18 protein-coding genes are annotated in these 20,601 nt (G+C 56.3%); 15 read left to right on the plus strand and 3 right to left on the minus strand.

The window, feature by feature from the left end:
* Positions 1–22 precede the first annotated feature (22 nt).
* From rlmD to queE, 6 genes are all read left to right on the plus strand, one after another.
* Positions 23–1,339 carry a 23S rRNA (uracil(1939)-C(5))-methyltransferase RlmD gene (rlmD, locus tag K6R05_RS04135; protein WP_222925045.1) on the plus strand — a complete coding sequence of 439 codons (1,317 nt, stop codon included), beginning with the start codon at positions 23–25 and terminating at the stop codon, positions 1,337–1,339.
* Positions 1,340–1,368: 29 nt separating this feature from the next.
* Positions 1,369–3,600 carry a GTP diphosphokinase gene (relA, locus tag K6R05_RS04140; protein WP_161732807.1) on the plus strand — a complete coding sequence of 744 codons (2,232 nt, stop codon included), beginning with the start codon at positions 1,369–1,371 and terminating at the stop codon, positions 3,598–3,600.
* A gap of 156 nt (positions 3,601–3,756) precedes the next feature.
* Positions 3,757–4,545: a nucleoside triphosphate pyrophosphohydrolase gene (mazG, locus tag K6R05_RS04145; protein WP_161732805.1), complete on the plus strand. Its 789-nt coding sequence runs from the start codon at positions 3,757–3,759 to the stop codon at positions 4,543–4,545.
* A gap of 230 nt (positions 4,546–4,775) precedes the next feature.
* Positions 4,776–6,413: a glutamine hydrolyzing CTP synthase gene (gene pyrG / locus K6R05_RS04150; RefSeq protein WP_013358881.1), complete on the plus strand. Its 1,638-nt coding sequence runs from the start codon at positions 4,776–4,778 to the stop codon at positions 6,411–6,413.
* Between the two features lie 76 nt (positions 6,414–6,489).
* On the plus strand, positions 6,490–7,785 hold the full coding sequence (eno, locus tag K6R05_RS04155) for a phosphopyruvate hydratase (RefSeq protein ID WP_013358880.1): 1,296 nt from the start codon (positions 6,490–6,492) through the stop codon (positions 7,783–7,785).
* Between the two features lie 149 nt (positions 7,786–7,934).
* Positions 7,935–8,606 carry a 7-carboxy-7-deazaguanine synthase QueE gene (gene queE / locus K6R05_RS04160; RefSeq protein WP_161732801.1) on the plus strand — a complete coding sequence of 224 codons (672 nt, stop codon included), beginning with the start codon at positions 7,935–7,937 and terminating at the stop codon, positions 8,604–8,606.
* Positions 8,607–8,702: 96 nt separating this feature from the next.
* Here the strand turns inward: queE and queD are convergent, their stop codons facing one another.
* Positions 8,703–9,062 carry a 6-carboxytetrahydropterin synthase QueD gene (gene queD / locus K6R05_RS04165; protein WP_161732799.1) on the minus strand — a complete coding sequence of 120 codons (360 nt, stop codon included), beginning with the start codon at positions 9,060–9,062 and terminating at the stop codon, positions 8,703–8,705.
* A gap of 298 nt (positions 9,063–9,360) precedes the next feature.
* Between queD and cysJ the strand changes: the two genes are divergently transcribed.
* From cysJ to K6R05_RS04180, 3 genes are read left to right on the plus strand one after another with little or no spacing between them, the layout of a single operon-like run.
* Positions 9,361–11,172 (plus strand): NADPH-dependent assimilatory sulfite reductase flavoprotein subunit, encoded by a 1,812-nt coding sequence (cysJ, locus tag K6R05_RS04170; protein ID WP_222925046.1) that lies wholly within the window; start codon positions 9,361–9,363, stop codon positions 11,170–11,172.
* Positions 11,172–12,893 (plus strand): assimilatory sulfite reductase (NADPH) hemoprotein subunit, encoded by a 1,722-nt coding sequence (gene cysI, locus K6R05_RS04175; protein WP_222925047.1) that lies wholly within the window; start codon positions 11,172–11,174, stop codon positions 12,891–12,893. Before cysJ ends, cysI begins: the two co-directional genes overlap by 1 nt.
* Positions 12,890–13,624 carry a phosphoadenylyl-sulfate reductase gene (locus K6R05_RS04180; protein WP_222925048.1) on the plus strand — a complete coding sequence of 245 codons (735 nt, stop codon included), beginning with the start codon at positions 12,890–12,892 and terminating at the stop codon, positions 13,622–13,624. Before cysI ends, K6R05_RS04180 begins: the two co-directional genes overlap by 4 nt.
* Before the next feature lie 63 nt (positions 13,625–13,687).
* Here the strand turns inward: K6R05_RS04180 and K6R05_RS04185 are convergent, their stop codons facing one another.
* On the minus strand, positions 13,688–13,972 hold the full coding sequence (locus K6R05_RS04185; RefSeq protein ID WP_161732792.1) for a YciI family protein: 285 nt from the start codon (positions 13,970–13,972) through the stop codon (positions 13,688–13,690).
* 9 nt (positions 13,973–13,981) lie between these two features.
* Positions 13,982–14,995: an aminopeptidase gene (locus K6R05_RS04190; RefSeq protein ID WP_222925049.1), complete on the minus strand. Its 1,014-nt coding sequence runs from the start codon at positions 14,993–14,995 to the stop codon at positions 13,982–13,984.
* A gap of 365 nt (positions 14,996–15,360) precedes the next feature.
* Here K6R05_RS04190 and cysG point away from each other — a divergent pair, with 365 nt between their 5' ends.
* The 6 genes from cysG to ftsB all read left to right on the plus strand — a co-directional run bounded on the left by cysG (position 15,361) and on the right by ftsB (position 20,600).
* Entirely contained in the window at positions 15,361–16,776 is a 1,416-nt protein-coding gene (cysG, locus tag K6R05_RS04195) for a siroheme synthase CysG (protein WP_222925050.1), read from the plus strand.
* 9 nt (positions 16,777–16,785) lie between these two features.
* Positions 16,786–17,694, plus strand: a complete 909-nt coding sequence (cysD, locus tag K6R05_RS04200) for a sulfate adenylyltransferase subunit CysD (RefSeq protein ID WP_013358871.1) — start codon at positions 16,786–16,788, stop codon at positions 17,692–17,694.
* Positions 17,695–17,705: 11 nt separating this feature from the next.
* Positions 17,706–19,133, plus strand: a complete 1,428-nt coding sequence (gene cysN / locus K6R05_RS04205) for a sulfate adenylyltransferase subunit CysN (RefSeq protein ID WP_161732786.1) — start codon at positions 17,706–17,708, stop codon at positions 19,131–19,133.
* Positions 19,133–19,738: an adenylyl-sulfate kinase gene (gene cysC, locus K6R05_RS04210; RefSeq protein WP_161732784.1), complete on the plus strand. Its 606-nt coding sequence runs from the start codon at positions 19,133–19,135 to the stop codon at positions 19,736–19,738. Before cysN ends, cysC begins: the two co-directional genes overlap by 1 nt.
* A gap of 54 nt (positions 19,739–19,792) precedes the next feature.
* The gene (locus K6R05_RS04215) at positions 19,793–20,113 is read left to right on the plus strand and encodes a DUF3561 family protein (RefSeq protein ID WP_150014624.1); all 321 of its coding nucleotides are present in this window, start codon (positions 19,793–19,795) and stop codon (positions 20,111–20,113) included.
* A 169-nt stretch (positions 20,114–20,282) separates the two neighbouring features.
* The gene (gene ftsB / locus K6R05_RS04220; RefSeq protein ID WP_003849108.1) at positions 20,283–20,600 is read left to right on the plus strand and encodes a cell division protein FtsB; all 318 of its coding nucleotides are present in this window, start codon (positions 20,283–20,285) and stop codon (positions 20,598–20,600) included.
* The last annotated feature ends 1 nt before the right edge of the window (position 20,601 follow it).

A 20,601-nucleotide genomic window follows, 5' to 3' on the forward strand; every position in this document is an offset into this window, starting at 1 on the left:
GATAAAGAGAATGAATAACACTATGGCGCAATTCTACGTTGCAAAACAGCGCGTGACGACGCAACAACGGATCACCGTCACCATTGAGGAGCTCGACCCGTTCGGGCAGGGGGTGGCGCGCCACAAGGGCAAAACCCTTTTTGTCACGGGTGCTCTGCCGGGTGAACAGGCGGAGGTCGTGCTGACAGAGGATAAACGTCAATTTGCCCGGGCGAAAGTGACACGACTGATTAGCCGCAGCCCGGAGCGCGTCACGCCGCGCTGCCCGCACTACGATCGCTGCGGCGGCTGCCAGCAGCAGCATGCCGATGTGGCGCTGCAACAGCAGAGCAAATCCCAGGCCCTGAGCCGGATGCTGAGCCAGGCCGCAGCACAGAACGTGGCGGTAGATGAGGTGATCGCCGGTCAGCCCTGGGGCTACCGTCGTCGCGCCCGTCTGGGTCTGCAATGGCAAAATAAAGCGCAACGCTTACAGATGGGCTTTCGTCAGGAAGCCAGCAACGATCTGGTCGATATTCAGCACTGCCCCATTTTAGCGCCCGAACTTGAAGCGTTACTGGTTCCGCTGCACCAGTGCCTCAGTGAGTTGCGCGCCGTCAGGCGTCCCGGACATGTGGAACTGGTGCTGGCGGATAACGGCCCGCTGATGATTCTGCGCCATCTTGATGCGCTGCATGCCAGCGATCGTGAAAAACTGGAACAGTTTTCGCATAAGCATCAGCTTATGCTGTTCCTGGATGCCGGTGATGAAGCATTGACCGCGTTAAGTGAATCGACGCCGTTTTATCATTCGCACCAGCTTAAGCTAACCTTCAGCCCACAGAATTTTATTCAGGTTAACGATGCGGTTAATCAGCAGATGGTCGCGAAGGCGATCGCCTGGCTCGATCTGCAGCCGGAAGACCGGGTGCTGGATCTGTTTTGCGGCATGGGAAACTTCACACTTCCTATAGGAATCTTCGTACATAATGTGGTTGGTGTGGAGGGGATTGCAGCATTACTACGGCAGGCAGCGTATAATGCTGATTTGAATAATCTTAAAAATGTCAGTTTCTTTCAGCATAATCTGGAAGAAGAGGTGTCGCGCCAGCCGTGGGCGGCACAGGGATTTAACAAGGTATTACTCGATCCGGCACGCGCCGGGGCTGCGGGCGTCATGGCGCATGTGGTTAAACTTGCACCAGAACGCGTGGTCTATGTTTCGTGTAATCCCACAACACTCGCCCGCGACAGTCAGACATTGCTGTCGGCAGGCTACCAATTGGAAAGGGTCGCGATGCTGGATATGTTCCCACATACCCGTCATCTCGAATCCATGGTGCTGTTCAGAAAAACATAAGCGATGAATGTCGTTGTGCAGGAGAGGTTATGGTTGCGGTCAGAAGTGCGCATTTAAATACTGAGGGGGACTTCGCCCTCGACCAGTGGATCGCCAGTCTCGGTATTGCCAACCCGCAATCCTGTCAACGCGTTGCTGAGACCTGGCGCTACTGCGAAGCGCAGACGCAGGGCCATCCCGATCAGTCGCTGCTCCTGTGGCGCGGTATTGAGATGGTGGAAATCCTCTCCATGCTCAGCATGGATATTGAAAGCCTTTGTGCGGCGCTGATTTTCCCGCTGGCTAACGATGAAGTGGTGAGTGAAGAGGAGCTGGAAACTGCCGTCGGCAAAGGCATCGTCTCGCTGGTACACGGCGTGCGCGATATGGACGCCATCCGCCAGCTGAAAGCGATCCATAACGACTCCATGGCCTCTGAACAGGTCGATAACGTCCGCCGCATGCTGCTGGCGATGGTGGAAGACTTTCGCTGCGTGGTGCTCAAGCTGGCCGAACGCATCATGAACCTGCGCGAAATGAAAGATGCGCCGGAAGATGAGCGGGTGCTGGCCGCCAAAGAGAGCACCAACATCTATGCGCCCCTGGCCAACCGTCTTGGTATTGGACAGCTCAAATGGGAGCTGGAAGATTACTGCTTCCGCTACCTGCATCCCGACGAATATAAGCGCATCGCCAAATTACTACATGAGCGAAGAATCGACCGCGAGCAGTACATCGATAACTTCGTCAGCAACCTGCGCAAAGAGATGGCCAAAGAGGGCGTGCGCGCCGAAGTCTATGGTCGCCCTAAACATATCTACAGCATCTGGCGCAAGATGCAGAAAAAGTCGCTGGCCTTCGATGAGCTGTTTGACGTACGGGCGGTGCGCATCGTGGCCGATCGCCTGCAGGATTGCTATGGCGCGCTGGGTACGGTGCATACGCTCTATCGCCATCTGCCCAGTGAGTTTGATGACTACGTCGCTAACCCCAAACCCAACGGCTATCAGTCAATTCATACGGTGGTGTTAGGGCCGCAGGGCAAAACGGTGGAAATCCAGATCCGTACCCGCCAGATGCATGAAGATGCCGAGCTGGGCGTGGCGGCGCACTGGAAATATAAAGAGGGGCCAACCTCCAGCAGCGCGCGCGGCGCGGCGGGTCATGAAGAGCGTATTGCCTGGCTGCGTAAGTTGATTAGCTGGCAGGAAGAGATGGCCGACTCCGGCGAGCTGCTGGAAGAGGTCCGCAGTCAGGTGTTCGACGACCGGGTCTACGTTTTCACCCCGAAAGGTGACGTGGTGGATCTGCCGGCCGGTTCGACGCCGCTCGACTTTGCCTATCATATTCATAGTGACATCGGTCACCGCTGCATCGGTGCAAAAATCGGTGGTCGCATCGTGCCGTTCACCTATCAGCTGCAGATGGGCGATCAGGTTGAAGTGATCACCCAGAAACAACCGAACCCGAGCCGCGACTGGCTCAATCCGAATCTGGGCTATATCACGACCAGCCGTGGACGCTCGAAGATCCACAACTGGTTCCGAAAACAGGATCGCGACAAGAACATTATCGCCGGACGGCAGATTCTGGATAACGAACTGAATCAGCTCGATATCAGCCTGCGCGAAGCGGAAAAACTGCTGCTGCCGCGCTATAACGTGACCTCACTGGAGGAGCTGCTGGCGGCCATTGGCGGCGGCGATATCCGTCTTAACCAGATGGTTAACTTCCTGCAGGCGAAGCTGAATAAGCCGAGTGCTGAAGAGGAAGATCGCGAAGCGCTGCGCCAGCTGACCCAGAAATCCTACTCGCAGCCCGCACGCAAAGAGAGTGGACGCGTGGTCGTCGAGGGCGTAGGCAATCTGATGCACCACATTGCCCGCTGCTGTCAGCCGATTCCGGGCGATGATATTGTTGGCTTTATCACCCAGGGGCGCGGCATCTCAATTCACCGCGCCGACTGCGACCAGCTCTCTGAACTGATTTCACATGCGCCGGAACGTATCGTCGATGCCGTGTGGGGCGAGAGCTACTCCAGCGGTTACTCGCTGGTGGTGCGCGTCACCGCCAACGATCGCAGCGGCTTGCTGCGTGACATCACTACCATTCTCGCCAACGAGAAAGTGAATGTACTGGGCGTCTCAAGCCGCAGCGACACTAAAAAGCAGCTGGCGACCATCGACATGGATATTGAGATCTACAACCATCAGGTACTGGGACGTGTCCTGGCGCGCCTGAACCAGGTCTCTGATATTATTGACGCCCGCCGCCTGCACTGATATTCAGCTGCACTGCGGCAACCGGCAACAGGAGGTTGCGCGGACGTTTTCTGCGGTACTTGAGAGTGCCGGACGCGGTTCATCCCGTCCGGCACTGTTATACGCCTCGCCTCCTTGCCCGCTTCCTGTCACCTGACTACTCAAGGACCCGTCTGAATGAACGCTATTGAGCGCCTGCTTGGCATCATGAAAACCCTGCGCGATCCCCTCCATGGCTGCCCGTGGGATCGTGAACAGACCTTCACTTCTATCGCGCCCTATACGCTGGAAGAGACCTACGAAGTGCTGGACGCCATCCAGCGCGAAGATTTTGACGATCTGCGCGGCGAACTGGGCGATCTGCTGTTTCAGGTGGTGTTCTATGCGCAGATGGCCAGCGAACAGGATCGCTTTAATTTTGAGGATATCTGTCACGCCATCAGTGACAAGCTGGAGCGCCGTCATCCGCACATTTTTGGCGATGCCACGGCAGAAACCAGCAGTGACGTGCTGAAAAACTGGGAAGCGATTAAAACCGCCGAACGGGCTGATAAAGCCCAGCATTCAGCGCTGGACGACATTCCTAAAGCGCTGCCCGCACTGATGCGTGCTCATAAGATTCAGAAGCGCTGTCACAATGTGGGATTCGACTGGACTACGCTGGGGCCGGTGGTGGCAAAAGTGCATGAAGAGATTGATGAAGTGATGCACGAAGCACAGCAGAGCGTGGTGGACAGTGAAAAGCTGGAAGAGGAGATGGGTGACCTGCTGTTCGCCACCGTTAACCTGTCGCGCCATCTTGGCAGTAAAGCGGAAACGGCGCTGCAAAAGGCCAATGACAAGTTTGAGCGCCGGTTCCGCGAAGTCGAAGCGATCATCGCAGCACAGGGGTTAAGCATGCCGGGCGCCACGCTGGAGCAGATGGAAGCGGCCTGGCAGCAGGTAAAACTGGGCGAAAAAAGCTGATTATTCCAGCGCTGTGCATAAAGTCGCCATGTGTGCTTACTCGTTTCAGCGCGGCAACAACTTTGTGACGCACATCAACATTTCATTGGCAGCTATCCGCTATGGTAGGACGCAGCAATGCGTTGGAGGATGGCTGTGATTCATCAATTGTGGCTGATAGCGGTTTCCAGTATACTGTTTTCCCGTCCTGGTTATTCCACCGTCTTTAAACCTAAACTCTCAGGTTCAGCATGACAACGAATTATATTTTTGTGACCGGCGGGGTCGTTTCCTCTCTGGGTAAAGGCATTGCCGCCGCCTCCCTCGCAGCCATTCTCGAAGCTCGTGGTCTGAACGTGACCATCATGAAGCTGGACCCGTATATCAACGTGGATCCAGGCACCATGAGCCCGACCCAGCACGGCGAAGTTTTCGTCACTGATGACGGCGCTGAAACCGATCTCGATCTGGGTCACTACGAGCGCTTCATCCGCACCAAAATGTCGCGTCGTAACAACTTCACCACCGGCCGTATCTACTCAGAAGTCCTGCGCAAAGAGCGCCGTGGCGACTATCTGGGTGCAACCATTCAGGTTATCCCGCACATCACCAACGCCATCAAAGAACGCATTATTGAAGGCGGTGAAGGTCATGATGTGGTGCTGGTCGAAATCGGCGGCACGGTAGGGGATATCGAATCACTGCCATTCCTGGAAGCGATTCGCCAGATGGCCGTGGATGTGGGCCGTGAACACACCATGTATATGCACCTGACGCTGGTACCGTACATGGCGGCTGCCGGTGAAGTGAAAACCAAACCGACTCAGCACTCCGTAAAAGAGCTGCTGTCGATTGGTATCCAGCCAGATGTGCTGATTTGCCGTTCTGACCGTGCCGTACCGGCCAACGAACGTGCCAAAATCGCCCTGTTCTGTAACGTTCCTGAAAAAGCGGTAATCTCGCTGAAAGACGTTGATTCCATCTACAAGATTCCTGGCATGCTTAAGTCGCAGGGCCTGGATGACTATATCTGCAAGCGCTTCAACCTGAATGCACCGGAAGCCAACCTGGCCGAGTGGGAGCAGGTGATCTACGAAGAAGCTAATCCGGGTGGTGAAGTCACCATCGGTATGGTGGGCAAGTATGTTGAGCTGCCGGATGCCTACAAATCCGTTATCGAAGCGCTGAAACATGGTGGCCTGAAAAATCGTGTCACCGTGAACATCAAACTGATCGATTCGCAGGATGTTGAATCCCGCGGTGTCGAATTACTGAAAGATCTGGATGCGATTCTGATCCCGGGTGGCTTCGGCTACCGTGGTGTGGAAGGCAAGCTGATGACCGCACAGTACGCACGTGAAAACAACGTGCCGTACCTGGGCATCTGTCTGGGCATGCAGGTTGCGCTGATGGAGTTCGCGCGTAATGTTGCGGGCATGCCGGGCGCCAACTCCACTGAATTTGTGCCAGACTGTAAATACCCGGTGGTGGCATTAATCACCGAATGGCGTGACGAAGAAGGCAACGTCGAAGTCCGCAGCGAGCAGAGCGATCTGGGCGGCACCATGCGTCTGGGCAGCCAGCAGTGTCAGTTAACGCCGGGCAGCCAGGTTCGCCAGCTCTACGGCTCTGACACCATCGTTGAGCGCCATCGCCACCGCTATGAAGTGAACAATATGCTGTTAAAGCAGATTGAAGCAGCCGGTCTGCGCGTAGCAGGTCGCTCTGGTGATGATCAACTGGTTGAGATTATCGAGATCCCGAACCATCCGTGGTTTGTGGCCTGCCAGTTCCACCCTGAGTTTACCTCGACCCCACGCGACGGCCATCCGTTGTTTGCCGGCTTTGTTAAAGCCGCGCATGAGCATCAGAAGCGTTTAGCGAAGTAAGTTTCACAGACAACGCGCGAACTTTTCGCGCGTTGTCTGTCTTAGGATTGACTAACTTGTACTGAGGAAAATCGTAATGTCCAAAATCGTAAAAGTCATCGGTCGCGAAATTATCGACTCACGTGGTAACCCGACTGTTGAAGCTGAAGTGCATCTGGAAGGCGGTTTTGTAGGCCTGGCCGCTGCGCCATCAGGTGCCTCTACCGGTTCACGCGAAGCGCTGGAACTGCGTGACGGTGACAAATCACGTTTCCTGGGCAAAGGCGTAACCAAAGCCGTTGCTGCAGTAAACGGTCCGATTGCTGAAGCGGTAAAAGGCAAAGACGCGAAAGATCAGGCGAACATCGATAAGATCATGATCGACCTGGACGGTACTGAGAACAAATCTAACTTCGGTGCTAACGCCATTCTGGCTGTGTCACTGGCAGCGGCTAAAGCTGCTGCAGCTTCTAAAGGTCAGGCGCTGTATGAGCACATCGCTGAGCTGAACGGCACCCCAGGCAAATACTCTATGCCACTGCCTATGATGAACATCATCAACGGCGGCGAACATGCCGACAACAACGTCGACATCCAGGAATTCATGATCCAGCCGGTTGGCGCTTCTAACGTTAAAGAAGCTATCCGTATGGGTTCTGAAGTATTCCACAACCTGGCAAAAGTGCTGAAAAGCAAAGGCATGAGCACGGCAGTGGGTGACGAAGGCGGCTACGCGCCTAACCTGGGTTCCAACGCCGAAGCGCTGGCTGTCATCGCTGAAGCGGTAAAAGCAGCAGGCTACGAGCTGGGCAAAGACATCACTCTGGCGATGGACTGTGCGGCATCTGAGTTCTACAAAGATGGCAAATACGTTCTGGCCGGTGAAGGCGGTAAAGCGTTCACCTCTGAAGAGTTCACCCACTTCCTGGAAGATCTGACTAAACAGTATCCGATCGTCTCTATCGAAGATGGCCTGGATGAATCTGACTGGGACGGCTTCGCTTACCAGACCAAAGTGCTGGGCGATAAAATCCAGCTGGTGGGCGACGACCTGTTCGTGACCAACACCAAAATTCTGAAAGAAGGTATCGATAAAGGTATCGCTAACTCCATTCTGATCAAATTTAACCAGATCGGTTCTCTGACCGAAACCCTGGCTGCGATCAAAATGGCGAAAGATGCAGGCTACACTGCCGTGATCTCTCACCGTTCAGGCGAAACTGAAGATGCAACCATCGCTGACCTGGCGGTAGGTACTGCAGCGGGCCAGATCAAAACCGGTTCAATGAGCCGTTCTGACCGTGTTGCTAAGTACAACCAGCTGATCCGTATCGAAGAAGCGCTGGGTTCTAAAGCGCCATTCAACGGTCTGAAAGAAGTTAAAGGTCAGTAATGACCCTGTGCTGATGGCGCGTTAAGCGGCATCGCATACACTGAAAGCCCCGCCTTGTGCGGGGCTTTTGCTTTTTCGTGTCGCGCAGCTGTTATTGTGCGGTACACGCTGGCATAATCAGCGCCCCGATTTATCCAGGCGAGTAAAAAATGTTCTACCCGATTAACGAAATGTTCCAGACACTGCAGGGCGAAGGTTATTACACCGGCGTGCCTGCTATTTTCATCCGCCTGCAGGGCTGCCCGGTGGGCTGTAGCTGGTGTGATACCAAACATACCTGGGAAAAGCGGGCAGATCGGGAAACGTCGCTGGGCGATATTTTGATCAAGACAGTGGAAAGCGACGCCTGGGGTGATGCCGATGCGGCGACCCTGGTGAGTGCCATTGCGCAGCAGGGCTGGACGGCGCGCCACGTGGTGATTACCGGTGGTGAACCGGCGATTTATGACCTGCGTCCGTTAACGACTGCGCTGGAGCAGCACGGTTTCCAGTGCCAGATTGAGACCAGCGGAACCCACGAGATCCACTGTTCCGAACAGACCTGGGTGACTGTCTCCCCGAAGGTCAACATGCGCGGCGGCTACGATGTGCTGCCCCAGGCGCTAAGCCGGGCCGATGAAATTAAACATCCTGTGGCGCGTCAGCGTGATGTGGACGCACTGGATCTGCTGCTGGCGGGGATGGATGACACCAAAGCCCGAATTATCGCCCTGCAGCCCATCAGTCGCAAAGATGAGGCTACCCGACTCTGCATTGAGACCTGTATTGCACGCAACTGGCGTCTGTCGATGCAGACCCATAAATATCTCAATATCGCCTGATAAAGCGCGCGATGTCGTTAACCGCAGGAAAGAGGTGATTCAGATACGTGACGGAAAGGGAAATAGTGTCGGATCGAAGGGTTCGATCCGACAGGTTTAGCCGCGGTAAACGCAGCCTGCGGTGCAGGTTTCTTTGATCATGACCGCGCTTAAAAGCGGCAGTTGTGGCTTCATCTGATCCCAGATCCATTTCGCCAGCACTTCGCTGGTGGGATTTTCCAGGCCAGGAATATCATTCAGATAGTAGTGGTCCAGCCGATTGTAAAGAGGCTTAAACACCGCCTTCAGTTCAGCAAAATCCATAACCCAGCCGGTATGCGCATCCACTTCGCCGGTAATCTCCAGACGAACCAGGAACGAATGACCGTGCAGACGGCCACATTTGTGTCCGGCCGGCACATTCGGAAGATGGTGCGCGGCTTCGAACTGGAACTCTTTAAACAAGGTGGTAGACATAGTGGTTCTCAGACATTTAAAAACCGCTGAATTCTACCTGATTACCGCTTTTTTCGCACCCGCGCCGCACAAAGCGATACTTCCCCATCCGGTTACCGGATCGTGTCGAGCTAATTAACTAATAAATCACCCGTTTGCTTATCAGTTTTAACGATTAACCCTACCAGAAAAACCACTTAGTCATTTTGGTTATTTGATATGTCGAAGGTGTATTTAATCGTTAATATACGGACCGGTAACCTACGCACTCTTCCGCCACTTTACGGTCCGGACTTCTGATACTGGAATTTTTAACGCGATGACGACTCAGGCACCTGGTTCACTGCTTCCGCTCTCACCGGAACAACTCGCCCGCTTACAGGCGGCGACGACAGATTATTCCCCGACTCAACTGGCGTGGCTGTCAGGCTATTTCTGGGGCCGGGTAGAGCAGACGCCGGGTGGCGCCGTCGCCAGCAGCGCACCGTCCGCGCCCGCCGCTGAAGCGCCGGTTATTACCTTGCTTTCCGCCTCTCAGACCGGCAATGCCCGTCGCCTGGCGGAGCAGCTGCGTGATGATCTGCTGGCTGCGAAGCTGAACGTAAACCTGGTGAATGCCGGTGATTACAAGTTTAAGCAGATTGGCCAGGAAAAAATGCTGGTGGTGGTCACCTCTACTCAGGGCGAAGGTGAGCCACCGGAAGAGGCGGTGGCGCTGCATAAATTCCTGATGTCGAAGAAGGCACCGAAAATGGAGGGGGCGGCCTTTGCAGTGTTTGGCCTGGGCGATACCTCTTATGAATTCTTCAGTCAGGCGGGCAAAGATTTTGACAGCCGTCTGGCGGAGCTGGGCGGCGAACGTCTGCTGGACCGCGTTGATGCGGATGTCGAGTATGCAGAGCAGGCCACGGCCTGGCGCGGTGCGCTGACGGAAATTCTGAAAAAGCGCGTGCCGACCGAATCCCCGGCGCAGGCTGCGGCGACAGCGGCAGGCACCGTCAACGAAGTGACCACCAGTCCCTACAGCAAAGAGTCTCCACTCAGCGCCAGCCTGGCGGTGAATCAGAAAATTACCGGACGTGACTCAGACAAAGATGTGCGCCATATCGAAATCGATCTGGGCGACGCCGGTCTGCGCTATCAGCCTGGCGATGCGCTGGGCGTCTGGTATGAAAATGACGCGGCGCTGGTCAGCGAACTACTGGAGCTGGTCTGGCTGAAAGGCGATGAGTCAGTGGAGGTTCAGGGCAAAACCCTGCCGCTGGCTGAGGCGCTGCAGAAGCACTTTGAGCTGACAGTGAATACCGCGCAGATTGTCGCACAGTACGCTCAGCTGTCCCGTAACGCCGAGCTGCTGTCGCTGGTGGATGATAAAGCCCGGCTGCAGCAGTATGCGCAGCACTATCCGATTGTGGATATGGTGCGGCTGGCACCGGCTGAACTGAGCGCTGAACAGCTGACCGGGCTGCTGCGCCCGCTGACGCCGCGACTCTACTCTATCGCCTCTTCACAGGCCGAAACCGACACCGAAGTGCACATCACTGTAGGTGCCGTGCGCTTCGATATTGAAGGCCGCCAGCGCGGCGGCGGTGCATCGACCTGGCTGGCCGATCGTGTTGAAGAAGAGGGCGAAGTCCGCGTCTTCATCGAGCACAACGACAATTTCCGCCTGCCGGCTAATCCGGACGCGCCGGTGATCATGATTGGCCCGGGCACCGGCATCGCGCCGTTCCGCGCCTTTATGCAGCAGCGCGACAACGACGGTGCCAGCGGCAAAAACTGGCTATTCTTTGGTAATCCGCACTTCACCGACGATTTCCTCTATCAGGTGGAGTGGCAGAAATATGTGAAGGATGGCCTGCTGACGAATATTGACCTTGCCTGGTCACGCGATCAGGCAGAGAAGATTTACGTACAGGATAAGATCCGCGCGAAAGGGGCCGAAGTCTGGCGCTGGATTGAAGAGGGCGCGCATCTTTATGTCTGTGGCGACGCGAATCGTATGGCAAAAGACGTCGAGCAGGCATTGCTGGATGTGGTGGTCGAACACGGCGGAATGGATCGTGAAACGGCCGACGAATTTTTAAGTGAGCTGCGCATTGAGCGCCGTTATCAGCGAGACGTTTACTAATGAGTGATAAACACCCTGGACCGCTGGTTGTAGAAGGTAAGTTAACCGACGCTGAGCGCCTGAAGAAGCAGAGCAACTATCTGCGCGGCACCATCAAAGAAGATCTGGAAGAGGGTCTGACCGGTGGCTTTACCGGCGATAACTTCCTGCTAATCCGTTTTCACGGCATGTACCAGCAGGACGATCGCGACATTCGCGCTGAACGTGCGGAGCAGAAGCTGGAACCGCGCCACGCCATGATGCTGCGCTGCCGACTGCCGGGCGGGATCATTACGCCGACGCAGTGGCTGGCCATCGACAAATTTGCTACCGACAAAACTATTTATGGCAGCATCCGTCTGACCAACCGTCAGACCTTCCAGTTTCACGGCATTCTGAAGAAGAACGTCAAGCCGACGCATCAGATGCTGCATGAAGTGGGGCTGGATGCGCTGGCGACCGCCAACGACGTCAACCGTAACGTGCTCTGTACGTCGAACCCGGTTGAGTCGGAACTGCATCAGGAAGCGTATGAGTGGGCGAAGAAGCTCTCCGAGCATCTGCTGCCGCGCACCCGTGCCTATGCCGAGATCTGGTGGGATAAAGAAAAAGTCGCGACAACAGACGAAGAGCCGATTCTCGGTGAAACCTATCTGCCGCGTAAATTCAAAACGACGGTAGTGATCCCGCCGCATAACGATGTGGATCTGCACGCCAACGATCTGAACTTTGTCGCCGTCGCCGAGAACGGCAAGCTGGTGGGCTTCAACCTGCTGGTGGGAGGCGGTCTTTCGATCGAGCACGGTAACAAAGCGACTTACGCGCGTACCGCCAGCGAATTTGGTTACTTCCCGGTTGAGAAGATCCTCGATGTTGCCGAGGCGGTCGTGACGACGCAGCGTGACTGGGGTAACCGTACCGACCGTAAAAACGCCAAAACCAAGTACACCCTGGAACGCGTTGGCGTCGAGACCTTTAAAGCGGAAGTTGAAAAACGCGCTGGCCTGACGTTTGAGCCGATCCGGCCCTATGAGTTCACCACCCGTGGCGATCGCATTGGCTGGATCAAAGGCATCGACAACAAATGGCATCTGACGCTGTTTATCGAAAATGGTCGCCTGCTCGACTATCCGGGCCGACTGCTGAAAAGCGGCATCGCGGAAATTGCGAAAATCCATCAGGGTGACTTCCGCCTGACCGCCAACCAGAACCTGATTGTGGCGGGCGTGCCGGAAAGCGAAAAAGCGCAGATTGAAGCGATCGCCCGCGCACATGGTCTGATGGATCATGTGACGCCACAGCGCGAAAACTCGATGGCCTGCGTCGCGTTCCCGACCTGTCCGCTGGCGATGGCAGAAGCCGAACGCTTCCTGCCCGCGTTTGTGACTAAAGTCGAGGGCATCATGCACGCGCATGGCGTTGGTGATGAGCACATAGTGTTACGCGTTACCGGTTGTCCGAACGGTTGCGGCCGTGCCATGCTGGCTGAACTGGGTCTGGTGGGTAAAGCGCCAGGCCGCTACAACCTGCATCTGGGCGGAAACCGCAGCGGAACGCGTATTCCCCGTATGTATCGTGAAAACATTAACGAAAGCGAAATTCTCGCCACCATTGATGAGCTGGTGGGACGCTGGGCCACCGAGCGCCAGGCCGCTGAAGGCTTTGGTGACTTCACCATCCGCGCAGGCATTGTTGCGCCGGTGCTGGACCCGGCACGCGACTTCTGGGAGGAAGCAAAATGAGTCAGCCCGACCTCGCAGCACTGAATGAGATGTCCAAAGTCCAGCGTGCGATGGCGCTGGCGGCGACCAATGCGCAGCTGGAGAAGTCATCAGCAGAAGAGCGGGTCAGCTGGGCGCTGGAGAATCTGCCGGGCGCCTATGTGCTCTCCTCCAGTTTCGGTATTCAGGCCGCGGTGTCGCTGCATCTGGTGACGCGTCAGCAGCCCGATATTCCGGTGATCCTGACCGACACTGGCTATCTGTTCCCGGAGACCTATCGTTTTATTGATGAGCTGGCGAACCAGCTTAATCTCAACCTCAAGGTGTTCCGTGCCGAAACCTCACCGGCCTGGCAGGAAGCGCGCTATGGCAAACTGTGGGAGCAGGGGGTCGAAGGGATTGAGAAGTATAACGAGATCAATAAAGTCGAGCCGATGAACCGGGCTATTGAAAGCCTGGGTGCCCAGACCTGGTTTGCCGGTCTGCGCCGCGATCAGTCCGGCAGCCGGGCGAATCTGCCGGTGCTGGGCGTGCAGCGAGGCGTCTTCAAGCTGCTGCCGATTATCGACTGGGATAACCGCCAGATTCATCAGTATCTGGAGCAGCACAAGCTGAAGTATCATCCGCTGTGGGATGAAGGCTACCTTTCGGTGGGCGATACCCACACCACCCGCAAGTGGGAGCCGGGTATGGCAGAAGAAGAGACGCGCTTCTTTGGTCTTAAACGCGAGTGTGGTCTGCACGAAGGCTGATGCCGTGCTTCTCTCCCCCGCCAGGGGGAGAGAATGTCTTCGTGCAGTCAGTCAGGCAGGAAGTTAAACGCCTTTTAATCCGGCAAACGCCTCCGCTGCACGGGTCACATTCACTTTCGTCACCTCATACTCCGCCACCGCGACAAACGGATCTTCCGCTAAGATCGCATCCAGCTTTTCACGTTCCATCTCCCTGACCATCAGCATGCCGCCCGTGCGTGGATCTTTACGTCCCGCGGCAATAAAAAAGCCCGCATCAAAATAGCGATCGAGCCAGTCGATATGGCCTGCCAGCAGCGCTTCAACCTCTTCTATCGGACGAACGTAATTCAGAAATACCACGTACATGTCAGATCCTCACACTTTGGGATTGGTCAGTTCGCTGAGTAGCGGCAGCAGCACGCGAACACTGTCGCGGGTTCGCAGGGTTATCTGGCCCGGCAGCCAGCGGTCGAGATAGCTCAGATTATCCAAATCAGTCTGATGACGGGTTACGCCATCAGGAAAGTGGTGGCTGCGATGACGCTGTAACGTGCCATCTTTATTTCCCAGCGTCCAGTTGCTGGCGGTGACATCCAGCAGCGGAAAGCCCGCCCTGTCGAAGGCATTCAGACCGTTGAAGTCTTTGCGATTCAGCTGGTGGCTGGCAGCGGGAATGCCCAACTGACGGGCCAGTAGCAGAGCGCGGTCGCTGGTCTGCTTGCGAACCGCCCGAGGCGTGTTCATGCCGCTGTTGAAATAGAGATGATCGCCGGTGATCAGGCTGTTCAGATCGATGACCAGCAGCGTATTTTTCTTCTCACGCGTGCTCATCCGCTCAACATAATCATCCATGCCGTGCAGATCGGTTTCTCCGGCGCTGAGCGCCACAAAGCGGATACCGTAGTGCAGCGGTTTGTGACTCAGCTGCTGTGCCAGCTCCAGCATCACGCCAAGACCCGACGCATTATCGTCGACGCCCTGCAGACGCAAGCCGCCCAGATTATGATGGACCTGGCTGCTGTTCTGCGGCGTCCAGGTATCCAGATGCGCCACGATCAGAATCTCCTGCGGCACGCTGCCTGCACGCGCGGCTATCACCGAGGTGGCCGTGAGCTTATGCCAGCGCTGCGTACCGTCATCCTCCTGCCATTTATAGCCGGTGTTGAACTGGCGGGTATCGGTTTTATACCCCAGCGCGGTAAATTGCTGTTGCAGATAGTCAGCGGCCATCAGTTCAGCCGGACTTCCGCTCATCCGGCCAGGAAAATAGGTGGCGATGTGCCGGACCTGCTGTTCGGCAAACTGACCCGCTGGCGCGGCCAGGACCAGCGGGGAAATGAGTGCGCTAAACAAAACTGTCGCGACCCTCAGGCGGAGGGAACAAAACATAGTGCATCCTTTTTTTTCATTATCCGGGAGCCAACAGGCATGCGGGCCAGGGCCAGCCATGCCGCGCGCATTATACGCCTTTTGTTCTGTGAGCTGGTTAGCGGAATCGGGCGCTGCTCTGAGCGAAAGCACGAACACACATTTATTACTGGCATTTATCTGCTTTTGCAGACGCAGGCGCGGCCCTGAATGTGTGAACCTGTTCACAAAAAAGCCATTAAATACATCTGCTAAGAACAAATTGTTCTGTGCTTTGCGGCGTCGTTATTCCATTCGGTAACTACTCATTCCAATTCGTAATTTCATCTGGATAAACTCAGCGACGTATAGTCGCGTTAATACAAAGTTAAATCATCAGGGTTAACGTGGACTATTTGCCTCTTTTTGCCGATCTCTCTGGCCGCCCGGTTCTGGTTGTCGGCGGTGGAGATATTGCGGCGCGAAAAATTGAACTGCTGCGTCGCGCGCGCGCGCGTATTCAGATCGCCTCTCGTGAACTCTGCCCTGAACTGCAGGCACTGCTGGATAAGCAGGAGCTGGAGTGGGTGGCGACCGCATTTGACCCGACCCAGCTGGATGATGTTTTCCTGGTGATTGCCGCCACCGACGACAACCAGCTTAATACCCAGGTTTTTGAAGCCGCAAACGCGCGGCATAAGCTGGTTAACGTGGTCGACGACCAGCCAAAATGCACCTTTATCTTCCCGTCGATTGTTGACCGCTCACCGCTGGTGGTGGCGATCTCCTCCAGCGGCACCGCACCGGTGCTGGCACGCATGCTGCGCGAAAAAATCGAAACGCTGCTGCCCGCCAGTCTTGGTCAGATGGCGGAGGTAGCCGGACTCTGGCGCGATAAGGTCAAACAGCGCTTCAGCCGCATGTCCGATCGTCGGCGTTTCTGGGAGCGTGCCTTCGACGGTCTGTTCGCCAGTCAGATGTCCGCCGGTAACGTCGAAGAGGCGAAGCGCACGCTGGATCGTGAACTGCTGGAAGAGCCAACCCGTCAGGGCGAGATCTTTCTGGTCGGTGCCGGGCCGGGCGACAGCGGCCTGCTGACGCTGCGTGGCCTGCAGGTAATGCAGTTAGCCGATGTGGTGCTCTACGACCATCTGGTCAGCGAAGAGGTGCTGGACCTGGTGCGTCGCGACGCCGACCGCATCTGCGTCGGTAAACGCGCCAGCGCGCATACGTTGCCGCAGGAAGAGATTAATCAGTTGCTGGTTTCACTGGCGCTGAAAGGTAAGCGCGTTGTCCGCCTTAAGGGCGGCGATCCCTTTATCTTTGGCCGCGGCGGCGAAGAGCTGCAGGCGGCACAGCAGGCGGGCGTGCCGTTCCAGGTGGTGCCGGGCGTCACCGCGGCTGCCGGCGCGACAGCCTATGCCGGGATTCCGCTGACCCATCGCGATTACGCGCAGAGCGTGATGTTTATTACCGGTCACTGCCGTCCCGATGGCGATGATATTGACTGGCCATCGCTGGCGCGTGCGCGTCAGACGCTGGCGATCTACATGGGCACGGTTAAAGCAGCCGCTATCAGCGCAGCGCTGATTCAGCACGGTCGCGCGCCATCAACGCCAGTGGCGGTGATCAGTCGCGGCACCCGTCAGGATCAACAGGTGCTGACCGGCACCTTAGAACAACTTGAGGCGCTGGCCGCCTCGGCACCTACTCCGGCGCTGCTGGTGATTGGAGAGGTGGTTAATCTGCACGGGCAACTCGCCTGGTTTAAACATTCAGCACAACAGGGGACTCGCGAGTCCGCCGTTGTCAATCTGGCTTGAGGGAAAATCATGGACCAAAAACGACTCACTCATCTGCGTCAGCTGGAGGCGGAGAGTATCCACATCATTCGCGAAGTGGCAGCGGAGTTCAGCAACCCGGTGATGATGTACTCCATCGGCAAAGACTCCTCGGTGATGCTGCATCTGGCGCGTAAAGCCTTTTATCCGGGCACGCTGCCGTTCCCGCTGCTGCATGTGGATACCGGCTGGAAATTCCGTGAAATGTACGCGTTTCGCGACCGCACCGTGAAAGCGATGGGCGCAGAGTTGCTGGTTCACCGCAATCCGGAAGGCGTGGCGATGGGGATTAACCCTTTTGTCCACGGCAGTGCCAAACACACTGACATTATGAAGACCGAAGGGCTGAAGCAGGCGCTGAACAAATATGGTTTTGATGCGGCCTTTGGTGGCGCTCGTCGCGATGAAGAAAAGTCACGCGCCAAAGAGCGTATCTACTCCTTCCGTGACCGCTTCCATCGCTGGGATCCGAAAAACCAGCGTCCTGAGCTGTGGCACAACTACAACGGCCAGATCAACAAAGGCGAGAGCATCCGTGTCTTCCCGCTGTCGAACTGGACCGAACTGGATATCTGGCAGTACATCTTCCTGGAAAACATCGAGATCGTGCCGCTCTATCTCGCCGCGCCGCGTCCGGTGCTGGAGCGTGATGGCATGCTGATGATGATCGATGACGATCGCATCAACCTGCAGCCGGGTGAAGAGATCACCCAGCGGATGGTCCGTTTCCGTACGCTCGGCTGCTGGCCGCTGACTGGGGCGGTAGAGTCCGAAGCGCAGACGCTGCCGGAGATCATCGAAGAGATGCTGGTCTCCACCACCAGCGAGCGTCAGGGTCGCATGATCGATCGCGATCAGTCCGGTTCGATGGAACTGAAAAAACGCCAGGGTTATTTCTAAGGAGACGCCAGATGAATACCGTAATTGCACAACAGATTGCCGACCAGGGCGGCGTTGAAGCCTGGCTGACCGCTCAACAGCATAAGAGCCTGCTGCGTTTTCTGACCTGCGGCAGCGTGGACGACGGAAAAAGTACCCTGATTGGGCGTCTGCTGCATGACACCCGTCAGATCTATGAAGATCAGCTTTCATCACTGCACAACGACAGCAAACGACACGGCACCCAGGGCGAGAAGCTCGATCTGGCGCTGCTGGTGGATGGCCTGCAGGCGGAGCGTGAGCAGGGCATTACTATTGATGTGGCCTACCGCTACTTCTCGACCGAAAAGCGTAAATTTATTATCGCGGACACGCCGGGACATGAGCAGTACACCCGCAACATGGCGACCGGCGCGTCAACCTGCGATCTGGCGATCCTGCTGATCGATGCACGTAAAGGCGTACTGGATCAGACCCGCCGTCACAGCTTTATCTCAACGCTGTTGGGCATCAAACACCTGGTGGTGGCGATCAACAAGATGGACCTGGTGGAGTACGATCAGGCACGCTTCGAGCAGATCAAACAGGATTACCTGGATTTTGCTGCCCAGCTGCCGGAAGACCTTGATATCCGCTTTGTGCCAATGTCAGCGCTGGAAGGGGACAACGTTGCCTCTGCCAGTCAGACCATGCCGTGGTACAGCGGACCGACCCTGCTGGATGTACTGGAAACCGTGGAGCTGAAGCGCGTTGTCGATCATCAGCCGATGCGTTTCCCGGTGCAGTATGTGAACCGTCCCAACCTGGATTTCCGTGGCTATGCCGGTACTCTGGCGTCGGGCAGCGTGCAGGTGGGCCAGCGGGTAAAAGTGCTGCCGTCTGGCGTGGAGTCGACTATTGCCCGTATTGTGACTTTTGATGGCGATTTGCAGGAAGCGGGTGCAGGCGAAGCGATTACGCTGGTACTGCAGGATGAGATTGATATCAGCCGTGGCGATCTGCTGGTGGATGCCAGCGAAGCACTGGCTGCGGTGCAGTCTGCCAGCGTTGATGTGGTCTGGATGGCGGAACAGCCGCTGCAGGCCGGTCAGAGCTATGACCTGAAAATCGCCGGTAAGAAAACCCGTGGTCGCGTTGAGAAGGTGCTGCATCAGGTCGAGATCAATTCGCTGGAGACGCGTCAGGTCGATTCGCTGCCGCTGAACGGTATTGGTCGCATTGAGATCACCTTTGACGAACCAATGGTGCTCGATAGCTATCAGCAGAACCCGGTAACCGGCGGCATGATCTTTATCGATCGCCTGAGTAACGTCACCGTGGGTGCCGGCATGATCCATCAGCCAAACCATGATGCGCCGGTTAACAGCGGTGAGTTCAGCGCGTTTGAGCTGGAACTGAATGCGCTGGTGCGTCGTCACTTCCCACACTGGAACGCGCGCGACCTGCTGGGCGGTCAATAATGGCGCAGCACGATGATAACGTGGTGTGGCATGACCATCCGGTAACACGTGCTTCTCGCGAGCAGCAGCACGGCCATCAGGGCGTGGTGCTGTGGTTCACCGGGCTTTCGGGCTCGGGGAAATCCACCGTCGCAGGTGCGCTGGAGCAGGCGCTGCACCGCATCGGTGTCAGCACCTATCTGCTGGATGGTGACAATGTGCGTCACGGCCTCTGTCGTGACCTCGGCTTCAGCGATGATGACCGCAAGGAGAACATCCGTCGGGTCGGTGAAGTGGCGAAGCTGATGGTGGATGCCGGACTCGTGGTGCTCACCGCCTTTATTTCGCCGCATCGCGCCGAGCGTCAGATGGTGCGCGACCTGCTGGAGCCAGGGCAGTTTATCGAGGTGTTTGTCGATACACCGTTAGCGGTGTGTGAAGCGCGCGATCCGAAAGGTTTATATCGCAAAGCGCGCGCCGGTGAGCTGCGTAATTTCACCGGCATCGACAGCGTCTATGAGGCGCCAGACAGCCCGGAAATCAAGCTGGATGGCGAACAATTGGTTACAAAACTGGCTGCCCAATTGTTAGACCTGCTGCGCGACCGCGATATCATCAGATCCTGAAGAGACAGCGGCAGATCGGGTCTGATCTGCCGCCCTCGCGCCAACAGGATGCCTATGCAGAACATTACCCCAATGCTCGCCCGTAAAGATGACTCAGCCCCGGATGAGCCACGCTCACTGCTGCCGGGCGGCGTTATCGGCTTTCTTGCTTACTGGTGTGCGCTGGCGATTCCATTCCTGCTGTTCGGCTCTAACACGCTGTTTTTCTTTCTCTATACCTGGCCATTCTTTCTGGCGCTGTTGCCGGTCGCTGTGGTGACGGGTATTGCACTGAATACGCTGCTGAGCGGGCAGTGGCTCTGGGCCGCGCTTGCCACAGTGATTATGGTGGTCACGCTCTTCTGGTTAATGTTCTCATTTCTTTCTGGCTGGTAAGCCATCACTGCGTCTGTGCTGATGTGCAAACGCATCGGCAGGTTACAAATCTTTTCCCGCCAGAATCGGTACTGATTACCCGGACGCGCAGCAAAGCATGCCATTTTCGCCGCTGGTGTGGAGTCCTGTGCAAAGTTATGGGATGATTGGGCCGTTTTTAGGGGGCGGGATGGGAAAACTGACGTTACTGTTATTGGTGCTGCTAGGCTGGCTGCAATATTCATTGTGGCTGGGGAAAAATGGCATCCATGACTATACGCGCGTCAATGATGATGTCGCGGTGCAACAGGCAAACAATGCCAAACTGAAATCGCGAAACGATCAGCTGTTTGCCGAAATTGATGACCTCAATGGCGGCTCGGAAGCGATCGAGGAGCGTGCGCGCAATGAACTGGGCATGATTAAGCCCGGTGAGACCTTCTATCGTCTGGTGCCTGACCAGAATAAACGCAACGCGCAACAATCAGCGCAAAACCTACAACGATAAA

Origin of the sequence: Pantoea alfalfae, assembly GCF_019880205.1 — a bacterium.
GTDB classification, from domain to species: domain Bacteria; phylum Pseudomonadota; class Gammaproteobacteria; order Enterobacterales; family Enterobacteriaceae; genus Pantoea; species Pantoea alfalfae.